Source organism: Halalkalibacter sp. AB-rgal2 (assembly GCF_041821005.1).
In the GTDB taxonomy this organism is placed as follows: Bacteria; Bacillota; Bacilli; order Bacillales; family Bacillaceae_D; genus Halalkalibacter.
The window spans coordinates 22121-37545 of the sequence record NZ_JBGUAV010000009.1 but is presented as its reverse complement, the minus strand read 5'-3'; the positions used below and the strand labels follow the sequence as shown (position 1 = coordinate 37545).

Here is a 15425-nt window from a genome sequence, read left to right as displayed (position 1 = left end):
TTACGCTCCTCCCCAAAGCTCAATTGCTTGACGGAGTTCCGCTGAATGTAAGGCTGCATCCTTTAATGATTGACCTTGCATAACCGCATTAATTGCTTGTCGAAATGCTTTTCCACCAGCAGGTGCCCCTCCAGGGTGACCATGAATTCCTCCGCCAGCATTAATCACACTATCGATCCCAAAGTCTTCGTATAACTTCGGTGTTAGACCAGGATGAATACCAGCAGATGGCACGGGAAAGGCCCGATGAAACAGATCTTTATCGGTCAATTCACGAGCAATTTTAATCGTTTCTTCCTTGGCCATCGCGACAGATCCATAAGGAGATGGGAATAAGACAAGATCCGCACCAGCCATACGCGAAAGTTTTCCAAGAAGAAGAGAAGGTGATAAACCGTAATCCGTTGATGAAATCATCGCACCTGAAAATGCAGGATGTGCCATTATAGGCAGTGGAATGTCCGGGTCCTCTGTTAATTCTTGTAGCACGTCTAACCCATATGAAAAGACGTTGAATAGAAGTAAATCTGCGCCTGCATCTACAGCCCGTTTTGCTTGCTCCTTCAACTGAAACGTACGGCCTGTAATATTTGCTGCATATAGTGTTCTTTTTCCTGTTTCCACTTCACTTTCCGTGAGTGCTTCTTTGCAGACTCTAATTCGCTCAGTTAAAGGTGTCCGTTCATTTTCAAACAGTATTTCATCGTCTTTGACGATATCAACACCACCAAGTGCTTGACCTTTCATCTGTTCCTTCAAAGAAGATAAATCTCGGCCGATTACCCCTTTGAAAATGCTCATCAACAATGGACGATCATAAGCTCCAGAAAGCTTACGAATCCCTTCTAGCCCTACTTTTGGTCCAGGATATTCTTTCTTTAAATTTTCACCAAAGGAAAGATCCACTAATTTCACTTTACCATCCAAAGAGAGCTTTCCAAATACCGTTGTCAAAATAGCCGGAATATCATTCGTGAAATTCAAACTTGGGTACCCAATCGTTATGACTGATTTTTCATCTAAGATTTCTGTTTTAACAACTCGCCCTTTATGCTTTTTTAATTGTTCTTGTTCGACTGAAGGAAGGTTTGTCCATGATCCAACCGTTAATCCAACCGCAATCGAATCGGCTTTTTTTTCAATATTCGTTGTTCCATCTATTAGGTAGGTTGCTAGTACCTCACCCATATTTGCCACCACCTATATATCAACAGATATGTATTCGTTCATTAATTAAAAATTATGACAGTATTCTATTTTTTCGTCAATCTTTTTACTTTTCAAACAATCTGAATTGACAAACTATATTGAAAAAGTGTAACATGACCGTATATTAAATGACTATGAATAACACTCTTATCATGAGAAGGCTGAGGGATTTGGACCGATGACGCCCGGCAACCTGCATTACGCGAAGGTGCTACTTCCAACAGAATGAAATCCATTCTGAAAGATGAGAGGAACGAACAGTTCTGTTTCAATCCTCTTGATAAATCAAGAGGATTTTTCATTTGAATGAGCGAAAGGGAGGAAAGATGATGACTATAGATACTGTTAGATATGAACCTTTTACAATTGAAACGGCAATAGCCTATAGTAAACAAATCGGTCTATTTACACAAAATGATGTTTTAGAAGCTGAGGAAATTGGGGATGGTAATCTCAATCTTGTTTTTCGCATCCAAAATAAAGAAGCGAATAAATCAATTATATTGAAGCAAGCCTTACCATACGCAAAGGTGGTCGGTTCTAGTTGGCCATTAACACTTGATCGTGCGCGTATCGAAAGCGAAGCATTAAAACACGCCTATGAAGTTGTACCAGAGTTTACGCCTCGCGTTTATCATTCTGATCATACATTGGCTGTCACTGTCATGGATGACTTATCTCATCTACAAATAGTACGAAAAGGATTAATTGAAGGAAAAGTTTATCCTCGTCTTGCACGGGATATCGGGACTTTTTTAGCGCATACTTTATTTTATCATTCTGATTTTGGGATGAATCAACAAGAGAAGAAGAAATTAACGTTACATTTCAACAACCCTGAGCTTTGTAAAATTACAGAAGATCTTGTCTTTACAGACCCATTCTTTGACCATGACACAAATAATATTCCGAGCAAATTAAGAGAGTTTGTCGAAACAACGCTTTGGTCAGATAAGACATTAAAAAGAGAAGTTGCTTCTTTGAAACACCTTTTCTTAACAAAAGGAGAAGCGCTCATTCACGGAGACCTTCATACTGGTAGTATATTTGCTTCAACTGAGGAAACAGTTGTCATTGATCCTGAGTTTGCTTACTTCGGCCCAATGGGTTTTGATATCGGCGCCTTTATTGCCAATATTCTACTAAGCTATCTATCTCAAGAAGGTCATATTGAAAATGATCAGACAAGAAATGAGTATCAAGACTATTTACTAAGTGTATTAATAGAAACATGGAACATATTTGATGTAGAATTCGGTGCATTATGGCAGGACAATAGTCAAGATTCATTTATGAAAGTAGATGGTTACTTAGATGATGTACTTAAACAAATTTTTCAAGATACTCTTGGCTTTGCTGGTTGTAAAATGATTCGTCGAATGATTGGATTAGCTGGTGTTGAAGACGTTGAAGCTATTGAAAATGAGGAATTACGCTTGAACGTTAAACGCTCTGCTATTACATTAGGGAAAACACTTATTATGAACCGATCACAAATAACATCCATTAATGAACTAAAGAAGGTTGTGACACAATGACAAAAGCAGTAGAACCGATTCGTTCGGTTGAATGGAATAACAATCATGTTAAACTGCTAGACCAACGACTATTACCACAGCAAACCGTATTTTTAACGTTAACAGCGATACAAGATATTTGGGATGCTATCTTTGAATTAAAAGTAAGAGGTGCTCCAGCCATTGGTATTTCTGCTGCCTATGGGTTATGTTTATGGTCTCAAGCATTTGAAGGAGATGACTTCCAGACCTATTTAGCTTCACTCCAAGAACAGGCCACCTACTTAGAATCAGCAAGACCAACTGCTGTCAATTTATTTTGGGCTATTAGACGGGTTGTTAAGGTAACTAAATCAGCCAGCACTGTATCAGAGGCAAAGCAACTACTATTAAATGAAGCAAAGCTTATACAGGAAGAAGATGAAGCTGTATGTAGAGCGATTGGCGAACATGGCTTAGCTTTATTTGAAGATGGAGATACCCTTCTTACACATTGTAACGCAGGTGGTATTGCAACAGCTCGATATGGTACAGCTCTTGCTCCATTTTACCTTGCAAAGGAGCAAGGAATCACATTAAATGCTTTTGCTTGTGAGACTAGACCTGTCTTACAAGGAGCACGACTAACGGCATGGGAATTACAAAACCTTGGTGTAAACGTCACTCTAATTACAGACAATATGGCAGCACATACAATGAAATCAAAAGGGATTAACGCCGTCATTGTCGGAGCAGATCGAATTGCAGCTAATGGAGATACAGCTAATAAGATTGGAACATTCGGTATTGCTTTAATCGCTAAAGCCTTAAATATTCCATTCTATGTCGCTGCCCCACTTTCAACAATTGATCTCGATACAGCTTCTGGCGATGAAATTGAAATTGAAGAGCGACATGCTGATGAAATTAGAACGATTAATGGTCAGCAAATCTCCCCTACTGATATACAAGTATATAATCCTGCTTTTGATGTAACTCCATCTGAGTATATTACAGGTATCATAACAGAAAAAGGAGTTATTAGTGGTGGAAATTATATCGACGGGTTAGCTAAACTGTTTTAAATAGATAAGAAAAACGCGACAGTGTCTTTTCTTTAAAGCGGCGTGTGAGTTTCCCAACACCCTCTATGTTTTTCCCCATTTGATTAGAAAATTAAGGCTTGTCACAAAAGTATCAAGTCATTTTTTGCGACAAGCCTTATTATTATGGTTCACTCATTTCGTTTTTCATTTGTTCCAATATTTTCTTTTCTAACCTTGAAACTTGTACTTGTGAAATACCTAAACGGTTTGCAACCTCAGACTGAGTCTGATCTTTATAATACCGCAAATAAACAATTAATCGTTCACGTTCGTCCAAATCTCGTATCGCTTCCTTTAAAGCGATTTTATCAAACCATTTCGTTTCTGTTTGATCAGCTATTTGATCAAGAAGTGTAATCGGATCGCCATCATTTTCATAGACAGTTTCATGGATTGATGATAAGGATTTGCTCGCTTCTCCAGCAAAAACAACTTCTTCCGGTGAAATATCTAAATACTTAGCAATTTCATTAACCGTTGGCGTTCGTCCTAGTGTCTTTGTCATGTCATCTTTTACTTTGCGAATTTTGTTACTTAATTCCTTAATCGAACGACTTACCTTTACCGTACCATCATCTCGTAAAAAGCGTTGAATTTCCCCTATAATCATCGGTACAGCATAGGTTGAAAATTTCACATCATAGGAAAGATCAAATTTATCTACCGATTTAATTAATCCAATACACCCAATCTGGAACAAGTCGTCAGCCTCATACCCTCGATTCATAAAGCGCTGAACAACAGACCATACGAGGCGCGTATTACGATTAACAATCATATCCCTTGCCTCTTGATCCCCAGCTTGACTTTTCGCTATTAATTCCTTTACTTCCTCATCTGTAAAATGAGATCTTTGCTGCTTTTTTTGCTGTTTAACCTCCACATCCATAGTCAAAACCCCTTAATTACACATAGCTTTGCTATTTGTAAGAGTTTTCTTCAAATATACGGTTGTTCCAATCATCGGTTCTGAAACAACATCAACATGATCCATAAAGTTTTCCATAATCGTAAAGCCCATTCCTGATCGTTCAAGCTCTGGCTTTGACGTATATAATGGCATTCTCGCTTCTTCAATGTCTTGTATTCCTAATCCTTCATCACGAATAATGAGTTCAATGGCATTCTCGACTAATTTAACATGAATATATACGAGACCATTTGGATCGTTATGATATCCATGAATAATCGCATTCGTAACAGCTTCAGATACAACCGTTTTAATTTCCGTTAATTCATCCATCGTCGGATCAAGCTGAGCAATGAAAGCAGCAACCGTTATTCTAGCAAATGATTCATTTTGACTAACAGCCGAAAATTGTAAGTCCATATGATTTTTCATTTATGCCACCCCCAAAGTCTGTAACGCATACTGCTCGCTCTCTTCTAATCGAATAATTTTAAATAAGCCTGAAAGTTCAAACAAGCGTTTAACAGCTGGTGAAATGGCACAAACAACCATTTCACCACCCACTGCTTTTACTTGTTTATACCTGCCTAATATGACGCCAAGACCTGAGCTATCCATAAATGAAAGTTGCTCTAAATTTAAAACGATATGCCTCACTTCATGTTGTACTAGCTTATTCTCTACTTGCGTTCGCAACTCCTCTGCCGTATGATGATCAAGCTCTCCAATGAGGCGAACAAGTAATACAGCTCCTCTTTCCTCTACACCAATTTGCAAACTCAACATGATCACTCTCCCTCTAGGTTCAATTTGCACAAAAGATGTGCTCCTTTGCTAGAGAAATTCTCCTTATACTCTGTTAATTCCTGTTCCATGACAAAACTAGTGCTTTTTCGAACAAAGAAGTCAATCTCCTTAAGAAGATACAGCAAATTTCCCAATCGTTCGTTTAAAGATCGTCCACCACGAGGCCTCCTGTACATCGCTCTCTGCTAATAATTTCGTTTCGTTTAACAGTTGTCCTTCTTTTTCAATGTAAAGAGTTCCAATAACAGCACCTTTCTCAATCGGAGCACGTAAATCGTCATTCAACTGTATGCGTTCAACAACATCATCTATTTTTATTCCTTTTTTCGTTAAAAGTGATACCGATTCAGCAGTCATTGCTGCAACCTGCTTCTTATCCCCTTTGCTAACGTTCACATCAGCCATCACATAACCACGGTCATATAATTGATGTGTTTCATATTGACTAAACGCATAATCTAGCATCGACGTAATTTGAGCGTTTCGTTCCTTTGGAGAAGGGGCACCCATTACAACCGTAATAATTCTCATTCCCTTTTTCTCCGCTGTAGCTGCTAAGCAATATTTCGCCTCTTGAGTAAAGCCCGTTTTCAACCCATCTACTCCTGGATAGAATTTCACTAGCTTATTTGTATTTACAAGCCAAAAAGGGTCTTCACTATCTTGACGCAAATAATCTTCGTAAATCCCTGTAAAATTTGTGATGTCTTCATATTTTAATAATTCTTTTGACATGATCGCCAAGTCATGAGCTGATGAATAATGTTCATCGGCTGGAAGACCATTGACATTTACAAATCGAGTATGCTCTAATCCTAAATTCTTCGCTTTGTTATTCATCATTTCAACAAATTCTTCTTCTGTCCCAGCAATATGCTCAGCCATTGCAACAGATGCGTCATTACCTGAAGCAACTGCGATCGCTTTCAGCATATCACGAACAGTCATTTCTTCACCCGGTTCTAAAAAGATTTGTGATCCACCCATAGAGGCGGCATATTCACTTGTACGGACCATGTCATCATATGTAATCGCTTCACGTTCAAGTGCCTCCATAATTAATAGCATCGTCATGATTTTAGTCATACTAGCAGGTGGTAATTTCTCGTCTTTATTTTTCTCAAATATAATTTCACCTGTATCTCTTTCAATAACAATTGCTGAGGTTGCATTTTCTGCTAATTTCACTTGTTTCTCGGCTGCAATAACTGTCGGTGCCCATAAACCGATGATGATACTGACACATACAATACTGGATAGAACTTTCCTCATCTCCATCCGACCTCCAATTTTATTTTCATTGTCGTACTCACAACCTTTGTGACACTTCACCTAAGTTTGCTCTTTCCATCTTTACCATTTTTTCAATCTTTATACCTTTCATTTTTTACTCTTCACTTGAAAGAGCAAAACAGCTCGGAAGGATTATGCCTCCCGAGCTACGCCATCAATATAAAAGTAACTAAATTATTTTGAAAAGCCACCCATTTGTGACTCAGCTTGTTGTACCAAGCGCTTAGTAATTTCTCCACCAACTGAACCATTTGCGCGAGAAGTTGCGTCAGGTCCAAGTTGCACACCAAATTCTGAAGCGATTTCATACTTCATTTGATCCAATGCCTGTTGAACACCAGGTACTACTAATTGGTTACTGTTGTTGTTAGCCATATTATCTCACCTCACTTTGTTGTGTTCATCAATAGCTTGCTTCCACTCCTTCAATCTATACTTAGTGAAATTTGCCAAAATCATTTTTATTGAAGTTCAAACTTCACTTTGCTACATAAATCTCTTCGAAGTACGTAAACTATCGTTGAAAACCTATTTCATAAAGAAAGGATAAGTATAATTATGGAAATGAAACGAATCAAACAAATTCTTTCATCAACTGCTGATGTAGACGTCACTTATAATGGAACTTCCGTTTGGATTGATGATTTCAATGAATCCGATCATACAGCAGTTGTTCATTTACGCGGCCCCCTTGAAGAACGTACGATTGTACCAATAAATGAATTAAGCGAAGAATAAAAAAGTTGACATTCAAGCTAAATTCCATCATAGATCACAAATTAATATTGATTCAGGAACAAGAAGTAGATTGATCAAAGAAAAATCCAATGATCATTAATATTCTCAAGTAAGAATATTTTTTTGGGTTTTTCTTTTTTTGTTTGCTTTTTTAGAATGAACCATACATACTCCATTGAAATGATCAGACTATCCGTTGATCTCATTTGTTTCATGTTAAAATAAATAAGGTACAATAATTAAATAGTCACTCACAAGCTAATCACGTCTGTTTTTCATACTGGAGGATGTAATAATGGAAAATTTGGATTTCAAAAAAAAGTTGACGATTATGGTTGCTGTCATGTCTGCACTTCTTTTTGCTGCTTTAAACATGACAATTGTTGGGACTTCATTACCTAAAATCGTTGCTGATATTGGTGGAATGGATTTTTATAGTTGGGTGTTCACGATTTATATGCTAACAGCTAGTACAACCGCTATACTAGTTGGCAAATTATCTGATATTTATGGCCGCAAGCCATTTATTTTAACTGGAATTGCCATCTTTACAATTGGTGGCTTATTAAGTGGCTTTTCAAGTACGATTATTCAACTCATTATCTTCAGAGGCATTCAAGGTTTTGGAGGCGGCATGATTATGTCATCTGCTTTCACAACAATTGGAGACTTATTTTCACCTCGTGAACGAGGGCGCTGGCAAGGATTAATGGGTGGTGTATTTGGGGTCTCTAGTTTAATTGGTCCAACATTAGGTGGTGTCATTGTCGATAATCTTAATTGGTCTTGGGTATTTTGGATTTTTCTACCTGTTGGTGTTTTGGCATTCATGATGATTCTCAGACTGTATCCTCAAGTTGAGAAAAAAGCAGGCGAAAAAATTGATTATTTCGGATCAATGACATTAGCTGTTGCTATCCTTTCATTATTATTAGCAGTCAGCTGGGGTGGGAACGATTACGGATGGACTTCCATTCAAGTCATAAGTATGTTCCTATTATTTATCGTATCATTCTCGCTTTTTCTTTGGATAGAGCAGCATGTACCAAGTCCTGTTGTTCCTCTCACCTTATTTAAGAACCGTATCGTTTCTGTTTCAAATTTAGTTTCTTTTTTATCGGGAGTTGGCATGTTTGGAGTCATTATGTACGTTCCTTTTTTCGTTCAAGGTGTGTTAGGTCGTTCGGCTACGGTTTCTGGTTTGACAGAAATAGCTATGACCCTGTCGATGGTCGTCTTCAGTACTATTGCCGGGCAGCTCATTACGAAAACCGGGAAATATAAACACTTTGCTTTAATTGGTTTTCTGCTATTTTCTATTGGCCTCTTCCTTAATTCTACTTTATCAACTGAAAGCTCACTCGTAACACTCATTTTTTACTTAATGATTTGTGGTATAGGTCTTGGCTTAACAATGCCGATTTTCACTTTAACCGTGCAAAACGCAGTCGAACATCGATATTTAGGTGTCGTAACGGCAACTTCTCAACTTTCAAGACAAATGGGAGGAACGATTGGCGTCGCTTTACTTGGTACGATTTTAAATGCACGTATGGGGAAACAGTTAAGTGAAATGAGTATCCCAACTTCATTAGAGGGAATATCTAGTGATACCTCTCAGCTAATGAATCCTAGCTTATTAATGGAGCCAGGGGAAATTGATTTAATCCGAAGTCATGTACCGGAAGAGTCCATCACCATCTTTGATGAACTTCTTTCTTCCTTACAAGAAATGTTGAGTGCTTCCTTATCATCTGTATTTCTTACAGCTTCCATTATAATAGGCTTGGCCTTAATCGTGACATGCTTCTTAAAAGAAATCCCACTTCGAGAATCCAATGAAGAAAAGTCGATGTGAGGATAGCTACACTAGCTACTCACATCGACTTTTCTAATCGTCTCGATCATGTTCAGACTTTTCCAATTCAGCCAATTTAGCTATTAAAATATGCTGAGGCATATGCATAATTTGCTCTAGTGGGAGCTTTAGCTTTTCTGCCAATTTTTGCGCTGTTTCTGCCGAGATTTGATGTGGTCTCATGAATGGGCCTCCTTCCACTTGTTCCAAGGGCACTGTGCCCTTTAAGCAATGAGCGAAACCGTTACCTGTTTTGAAAAGAATTAATCCGAATGGGCTTTTCATATCAATCAAACGACGAGTGCAGCCATTGCTAATTAAAAGTACTGAAAAGGTCGTTTTGTACTTTTTCAGTGTCCTCTTTATTCCTTTTATTTTATCATATTTCTCGTGTTCACATTAAGATAACAAGCTATAACTTTTTTATATTGCCATTACAACATTTCACGAAGACTGCTCCTGCTTTCGAACCCACTTATATTAGAAATAGCAAAACAAGACTACTGAATGACGAATATATTCAGTAGTCTTTTCATGAGTGTACTAAATCATTATCCGATGGCCTGACCTTAATGATTCATAACAAGCATCAATGACTTTCATATTACGGATAGACTGCTCACCAGGATAAAAAGGCTCCTGACCTTCTAATACTGCTTTAGCAAAGTGTTCTACCTGGTTTTTGTATTGATCGTCTAGTATCGTTTCCGTCCGTACATCTCCACCTGCTTCAACGATGATAAGACCCTCACCTTCGTTAACAACATCTGGTCGATACGCTCTCGGAACACGGATAACACCTTTAGAGCCTATCACTTCATACTCATTACGATTTGTCATATCAAAGCTACAATCAAACATCGCATTCACACCATTGGCCATTTTCATATGAGCAAAAACAGATAAATCGATTCCACGTTCGGGCTCCACTTCGCCATGTGCTTGGATACTTAATGGTTCAGTTCCTAATATATGGCGTATTGAATGTACAGGATAGCAACCTACATCAAATAAACTACCTCCACCTTTTTTAGCATCTGCTCTTATATTGCCAGTGCGGTCTTCTAGTAAGAAAGAAAAACTCCCTTTAATGAGTTTCACTTCACCAATTTCTCCTGAAGCAATAATTTTACGAACTCGTTCATGTTGACTATGAAACTGATACATGAATGCTTCCATAAATGTAACACCTTGATTATGACAAACATTTACCATTTCCTCAGTATCATCAGCCGTAAGCGCAGCAGGTTTTTCACATAATATGTGCTTTCCTTGTTTTGCTGCTTCAATCACCCACTTTTTGTGTAAATGATTTGGTAATGGGACGTAAACCGCATCAATATCAGGATCTGCTAACAGATCTTCATAGCTATCGTATATGTTTGATATAGATAACGATTCAGCTACTTCGGATGCCCTTCCACTTGAACTTGCAATTGCAGCTACTTCGCCATTTCGCGAGCGCTGAATTGCAGGTATCACCTGTGTTTGACCGATTTTAGCTGTACTTAAAACTCCCCATCGTAACGCTTTCATGAAAGTCCCCCCCAATTAATCTTCTTATTTGCGGAAGCTCACTAATTGTTCATTTAATGTTTTAGTCTGTGTATAAACACTTTGATATAATGCAAACAATTGCTTATATGCTTCCACATGTTCTTGATTTGGTTCATACGTTTTTTTCACTTCCAGCCATTCATCCGCACAGTCGGCAAGTTTATCATACCAACCACAACCATATGCCGCAAGCATAGCTGCACCAACACCAGGACCTTGCTCAGTTTCTAGTCGCTCCACCTTCGTATTAAAAATATCCGCTTGCATTTGTAACCAAGTTTCATTTTTCGCACCACCGCCAATTGATAACACCTTATCAATTGGCTTACCTGCATCACGAAATAATTCGATCGATTCATTAAGCGAAAACGTAATTCCTTCCAAAACAGCCCGAACGAAGTCCACTCGTTTATGAGAGGCATCCATTCCAATGAAGCTAGCTCGAATACTCGAATCTGCATGTGGTGTACGTTCACCACCTAAATATGGTGTAAACAACAGCCCATTAGCCCCTGGTGGAACATGATCAATGTTTGCTGTTAATTGCTCAAATGGTTCGTCTTTAGCAAACACATCCTTAAACCAGCTTAAACTATGACCCGCAGTTAAAGTGACGCCCATCGTGTAAAAAGCATTTTCTTGACCATGGTTAAAGTAATGGACTTTTCCACCAAATTCCTTCTCACCGTTCTCCTCATACGAAAGAACAACTCCGGACGTACCGATGCTACACATCGTTTTTCCTTCTGACAGTATACCAGAACCAATTGCTCCACACGCATTATCAGCACCACCTGCGAATACCTTAGTCGATTGTGGTAAACCACTATCAAAAGCAAAATCTGCGGTAATCGTCCCCACACATTCATGTGATTCAACTAATGGTGGACAAATGGATAAATCAATATCAAGCTTATCGGCAATTTCAGAACTCCATTCTTTCTTTTGAATATCTAAAAGCAATGTACCAGCAGCATCAGAGTATTCACTGTGTAACTGACCTGTTAGTCTAAAACGTAAATAGTCTTTTGGAAGTAGAAAAACAGCTGTTTCTGCCAAATTCTCAGGCTCATTCTCTTTTACCCATAATATCTTCGGTAATGTGAATCCTTCTAATGCTGGATTTTTCGTTAATGAAAGAATTTGTTCCCTTCCGACAATGTTATAAATATCCTGACATTGCTTTGTTGTACGAGTGTCATTCCATAAGATAGCTGGACGAATGACTTCATGATTTTCATTTAGTAAGACAAGTCCGTGCATTTGTCCTGAGAAACTAACCCCTTCTATCTTCGCCGCTTCTTTTGGATTTTCCTTCACTAGTTGAGACAAAACATTCGCTGTTTTCTCTACCCACTGCTCTGGGTCCTGTTCACTATAGCCTGACTTTTCTTGAATCAATGGGTACGATTCGGAATATTCAGCTACTACATTGCCTTTTCTATTCATTAATAATACTTTAACAGCACTTGTTCCTAAATCTACTCCTACTACATAACTCATTTATTCTTCCTCCTTTTTATGCTTGAAAAGGCTGTCCATTTGGTATACGGTTCCCATTGGACAGCCCCTTTCTTCATTACTAAACGTTCAAGATATATTGATTTAAAACAGCCTTAATCTTTTCTTGACGACCTGATTTATTTTGAATTGGATCTAATCCTAACGCATATTCTTCAAGCTTATGGAAATCTGCTTTTCCTTCAACGAAATCTCGGCCAATTCCATCATTGAAAGACTCGTATCGATCTGCAAGAATCGTTTCAAATACTTGGTCTTCAATTAACTGATTAGCTACTTTCGCACCAATCGCAAAGGCATCCATTCCGGCAATGTGAGAGTGGAATAAATCATCAGTATCAATCGATCCACGTCTAACCTTCGCATCAAAGTTCAACCCACCAGAACCTAATCCATCATTTTTCAAAATCTCATACATAGCAAGTGTTGTTGAATAAAGGTCTGTTGGAAATTCATCTGTATCCCAGCCTAATAATGTATCACCTTGGTTCGCATCAACTGATCCTAGAAGACCATTTACTCGAGCTAAGCGTAGCTCATGCTCAAATGTATGTCCTGCAAGAGTAGCATGATTCGCTTCAATATTAAATTTAAAGTGTTTATCAAGATCATACGTTTTTAAGAAACCGATTCCTGTTGCTACATCGAAATCATATTGATGAGTTGTCGGCTCTTTAGGTTTTGGTTCGATTAAGAATTGACCATCAAATCGAATTTCCTTTGCATAATCTACAGCTAAATGGAAAAAGCGTCCTAAATTATCAAGCTCTAGCTTCATATCTGTATTAAGTAATGTTTCGTATCCTTCACGTCCGCCCCAAAATACATAGTTTTCTGAACCTAATTCTTTTGCAACTTCTAAACCTTTTTTCACTTTTGCTGCAGCATATGCAACGACATCCGCATTATTTGAAGTAGCAGCCCCTCCAACATAACGAGGATGTGTGAACATATTAGCCGTGTTCCAAAGTAGTTTCACTTTACTTGTTTTCATGTAGTTTTGGATCATTGCAATGATTTCATCAAGATTTTTATTCGTTTCTTTTAATGTATCCGCCTCTGGTGCAACATCAAAGTCATGGAAACAGAAATACGGTACACCTAGCTTTTCGAAGAATTCAAATGCAGCTTCTACACGGGCCTTTGCTAAATCCATTCCACTTAAATGATCCCAAGGGCGAACCGCTGTACCTGCTCCAAATGGATCGCCTCCATCACCTGTGAACGTATGCCAATACGCAACTGAAAAACGCATTAAATCTTCCATTTTTTGACCTTGGATCATTTCATTTGGATTATAATACTTAAATGCAAAATCATTTTTAGACTGAGCACCTTCAAATTGAATGTTTGAAACATTTTTAAAATAACTCATGAACCATTCCCCCTAAAATAAGATCAAATAACAATGCGAACGCTTTCACTATTGCTACTTGTTTGAATAAATTGATCATAGCACACAAAACTTTGTTTGTCTATTGGATAAACTAAGTTTATACTAGAGAAATAGAAATTGTTCTGAGTACACTTATATGTCAAAATATAAGAAAGGAAAAAGAGGCTAGAATATAATCAATGTGTTTAGCTAGGAATCTAAACATTGTACGAATAGTAAAGGATCATTCAGAAGTAGTTTATTCCCCCCTCGTACATTGGTTCTGATTCTCATATATTAAAACACAGTTGTCTCAGCCTCTCATAAAGGTGATGAAATGATGAACCAATCGATGAATCAACAGCTAGTTAAAATAAGCAATAAATCGCTTGTCCTACAAACAATCATATCTGAAACACCAGTGTCGAGAGCAAGCATCTCTCAAAAATCGGGATTAAATAAAGGAACGGTTTCTTCTTTAGTTAATGAGTTAATTGAAGAAGAGCTTATATATGAATCTGGACCAGGTGAATCTAGCGGCGGTAGACGCCCGCTCATGCTACACTTCAATCAAAAAGCAGGCTTTGCTATTGCTATAGATCTTCAAGTTAACCGACTTCTTGCTGTGCTTACCAATTTACAAGGTGAAATCATAGTCGAACAAACGATTAAACTAGCAGATAGCCATTATTCTGTCGTTCTTTCTAACCTCCATTCAATCATAAAACAATTAATGAAGAAAGCTCCTAATAGTCCATATGGTATTGTTGGAATTGGCGTAGGTGTCCCGGGTATTGTTAATAATAGTGGGATGATCGTTCATGCACCAAATCTCCACTGGAAAAGTATTGAGTTAAAGAAAGAATTAGAATCTACCTATGAAATCCCTGTTATCATTGATAACGAAGCGAACGGAGGAGCCTATGGTGAAAAGAAGTTTGGCGCAGCGCAACAAAGCGAAAATGTGATTTATATTAGTGCAGGAACAGGTATTGGAGTTGGAATCATTCTAAATAATCAGTTGTATCGTGGGATTAATGGTTTTTCTGGCGAGATGGGACACACAACTATACAAGCTGGTGGTCGTAAATGTGTTTGTGGGAACAAGGGATGTTGGGAATTATACGCTTCTGAACGAGCATTACTTAAAGAAGCGAAAAAAGTCTATCAACAAGGTCATATAGATTTAGAAGATCTCATTAAATATGCCAACGAAAAAGACAAACGAGCCCTAACTATCATTCATGAAATAGGTTTATATTTAGGTTATGGCATTAACTCGATTATGAACACATTCAACCCCGATGAGATCATCATCGGAAATCGTCTTGCTAGTTTAGAGCCTTTTTTACAGGAGCCAATTGAAGAAGTAACGAATCAAAATCGCTATCAATTTCAACAGGCAAATCTTCACATTCGTTTTTCAACATTGGCCACACATTCAACTGCTCTAGGAATGGCTGCTTTTGTATGTGATGCCTTTATTCGTCCAAAAGAAGGCCTGAGCTTTTTGAGCTAATTAGACTAGTGGATATGCCTATTTGCTTCGTGATTC

15 protein-coding genes and 1 riboswitch are annotated in these 15425 nt (G+C 38.0%); of the genes, 5 read left to right on the top strand and 10 right to left on the bottom strand.

The window, feature by feature from the left end:
- The gene (locus ACERJO_RS09340) at positions 1 to 1188 is read right to left on the bottom strand and encodes a 2,3-diketo-5-methylthiopentyl-1-phosphate enolase (RefSeq protein ID WP_373647320.1); all 1188 of its coding nucleotides are present in this window, start codon (positions 1186 to 1188) and stop codon (positions 1 to 3) included.
- Between the two features lie 165 nt (positions 1189 to 1353).
- A riboswitch (SAM riboswitch) is annotated at positions 1354 to 1460 on the top strand.
- Positions 1461 to 1535: 75 nt separating this feature from the next.
- Between ACERJO_RS09340 and mtnK the strand changes: the two genes are divergently transcribed.
- Both mtnK and mtnA read left to right on the top strand, forming a co-directional pair.
- Entirely contained in the window at positions 1536 to 2747 is a 1212-nt protein-coding gene (gene mtnK / locus ACERJO_RS09335) for an S-methyl-5-thioribose kinase (protein ID WP_373647319.1), read from the top strand.
- On the top strand, positions 2744 to 3790 hold the full coding sequence (gene mtnA, locus ACERJO_RS09330; RefSeq protein WP_247106765.1) for an S-methyl-5-thioribose-1-phosphate isomerase: 1047 nt from the start codon (positions 2744 to 2746) through the stop codon (positions 3788 to 3790). Before mtnK ends, mtnA begins: the two co-directional genes overlap by 4 nt.
- Positions 3791 to 3932: 142 nt before the next feature.
- Here mtnA and sigF read toward each other — a convergent pair whose 3' ends face one another.
- From sigF to ACERJO_RS09305, 5 genes are all read right to left on the bottom strand, one after another.
- Entirely contained in the window at positions 3933 to 4700 is a 768-nt protein-coding gene (gene sigF, locus ACERJO_RS09325; RefSeq protein WP_247106766.1) for an RNA polymerase sporulation sigma factor SigF, read from the bottom strand.
- 12 nt (positions 4701 to 4712) lie between these two features.
- Positions 4713 to 5153 (bottom strand): anti-sigma F factor, encoded by a 441-nt coding sequence (gene spoIIAB, locus ACERJO_RS09320; RefSeq protein ID WP_247106767.1) that lies wholly within the window; start codon positions 5151 to 5153, stop codon positions 4713 to 4715.
- Positions 5154 to 5504, bottom strand: coding sequence for an anti-sigma F factor antagonist (gene spoIIAA, locus ACERJO_RS09315; RefSeq protein ID WP_247106776.1), 351 nt, complete (start codon positions 5502 to 5504; stop codon positions 5154 to 5156).
- A 132-nt stretch (positions 5505 to 5636) separates the two neighbouring features.
- Positions 5637 to 6800, bottom strand: coding sequence for a D-alanyl-D-alanine carboxypeptidase family protein (locus tag ACERJO_RS09310; protein ID WP_247106768.1), 1164 nt, complete (start codon positions 6798 to 6800; stop codon positions 5637 to 5639).
- A gap of 195 nt (positions 6801 to 6995) precedes the next feature.
- Positions 6996 to 7196, bottom strand: a complete 201-nt coding sequence (locus ACERJO_RS09305; RefSeq protein ID WP_373647318.1) for an alpha/beta-type small acid-soluble spore protein — start codon at positions 7194 to 7196, stop codon at positions 6996 to 6998.
- 183 nt (positions 7197 to 7379) lie between these two features.
- Here ACERJO_RS09305 and ACERJO_RS09300 point away from each other — a divergent pair, with 183 nt between their 5' ends.
- On the top strand, positions 7380 to 7559 hold the full coding sequence (locus ACERJO_RS09300; RefSeq protein WP_247106770.1) for an H-type small acid-soluble spore protein: 180 nt from the start codon (positions 7380 to 7382) through the stop codon (positions 7557 to 7559).
- A gap of 295 nt (positions 7560 to 7854) precedes the next feature.
- Entirely contained in the window at positions 7855 to 9417 is a 1563-nt protein-coding gene (locus ACERJO_RS09295; RefSeq protein ID WP_373647317.1) for an MDR family MFS transporter, read from the top strand.
- 33 nt (positions 9418 to 9450) lie between these two features.
- On the opposite strand, the gene ACERJO_RS09290 is transcribed toward ACERJO_RS09295, so the two are convergent.
- The 4 genes from ACERJO_RS09290 to xylA form a co-directional block, all read right to left on the bottom strand.
- Positions 9451 to 9600: a YycC family protein gene (locus tag ACERJO_RS09290; RefSeq protein ID WP_247107451.1), complete on the bottom strand. Its 150-nt coding sequence runs from the start codon at positions 9598 to 9600 to the stop codon at positions 9451 to 9453.
- 360 nt (positions 9601 to 9960) lie between these two features.
- Complete coding sequence (locus tag ACERJO_RS09285) at positions 9961 to 10953, bottom strand: Gfo/Idh/MocA family protein (protein WP_247107450.1); 993 nt, start codon at positions 10951 to 10953, stop codon at positions 9961 to 9963.
- A gap of 24 nt (positions 10954 to 10977) precedes the next feature.
- Complete coding sequence (gene xylB, locus ACERJO_RS09280) at positions 10978 to 12477, bottom strand: xylulokinase (RefSeq protein WP_373647316.1); 1500 nt, start codon at positions 12475 to 12477, stop codon at positions 10978 to 10980.
- 79 nt (positions 12478 to 12556) lie between these two features.
- Positions 12557 to 13870, bottom strand: a complete 1314-nt coding sequence (gene xylA / locus ACERJO_RS09275; RefSeq protein WP_373647315.1) for a xylose isomerase — start codon at positions 13868 to 13870, stop codon at positions 12557 to 12559.
- A gap of 340 nt (positions 13871 to 14210) precedes the next feature.
- On the opposite strand from xylA, the gene ACERJO_RS09270 reads away from it, so the two are divergent.
- The gene (locus ACERJO_RS09270) at positions 14211 to 15389 is read left to right on the top strand and encodes an ROK family protein (RefSeq protein ID WP_306421258.1); all 1179 of its coding nucleotides are present in this window, start codon (positions 14211 to 14213) and stop codon (positions 15387 to 15389) included.
- Positions 15390 to 15425: the final 36 nt, after the last annotated feature.

Excerpts from the sequence above, each read along its gene's own strand:
- ACERJO_RS09285 (WP_247107450.1), bottom strand. The coding sequence starts at position 10,953 with ATGAAAGCGTTACGATGGGGAGTTTTAAGTACAGCTAAAATCGGTCAA.
- ACERJO_RS09310 (WP_247106768.1), bottom strand. The coding sequence starts at position 6,800 with ATGAGGAAAGTTCTATCCAGTATTGTATGTGTCAGTATCATCATCGGT.
- ACERJO_RS09305 (WP_373647318.1), bottom strand. The coding sequence starts at position 7,196 with ATGGCTAACAACAACAGTAACCAATTAGTAGTACCTGGTGTTCAACAG.
- sigF (WP_247106766.1), bottom strand. The coding sequence starts at position 4,700 with ATGGATGTGGAGGTTAAACAGCAAAAAAAGCAGCAAAGATCTCATTTT.
- xylB (WP_373647316.1), bottom strand. The coding sequence starts at position 12,477 with ATGAGTTATGTAGTAGGAGTAGATTTAGGAACAAGTGCTGTTAAAGTA.
- ACERJO_RS09300 (WP_247106770.1), top strand. The coding sequence starts at position 7,380 with ATGGAAATGAAACGAATCAAACAAATTCTTTCATCAACTGCTGATGTA.
- spoIIAB (WP_247106767.1), bottom strand. The coding sequence starts at position 5,153 with ATGAAAAATCATATGGACTTACAATTTTCGGCTGTTAGTCAAAATGAA.
- mtnK (WP_373647319.1), top strand. The coding sequence starts at position 1,536 with ATGATGACTATAGATACTGTTAGATATGAACCTTTTACAATTGAAACG.
- ACERJO_RS09290 (WP_247107451.1), bottom strand. The coding sequence starts at position 9,600 with ATGAGACCACATCAAATCTCGGCAGAAACAGCGCAAAAATTGGCAGAA.
- ACERJO_RS09295 (WP_373647317.1), top strand. The coding sequence starts at position 7,855 with ATGGAAAATTTGGATTTCAAAAAAAAGTTGACGATTATGGTTGCTGTC.
- mtnA (WP_247106765.1), top strand. The coding sequence starts at position 2,744 with ATGACAAAAGCAGTAGAACCGATTCGTTCGGTTGAATGGAATAACAAT.
- ACERJO_RS09270 (WP_306421258.1), top strand. The coding sequence starts at position 14,211 with ATGAACCAATCGATGAATCAACAGCTAGTTAAAATAAGCAATAAATCG.
- ACERJO_RS09340 (WP_373647320.1), bottom strand. The coding sequence starts at position 1,188 with ATGGGTGAGGTACTAGCAACCTACCTAATAGATGGAACAACGAATATT.
- xylA (WP_373647315.1), bottom strand. The coding sequence starts at position 13,870 with ATGAGTTATTTTAAAAATGTTTCAAACATTCAATTTGAAGGTGCTCAG.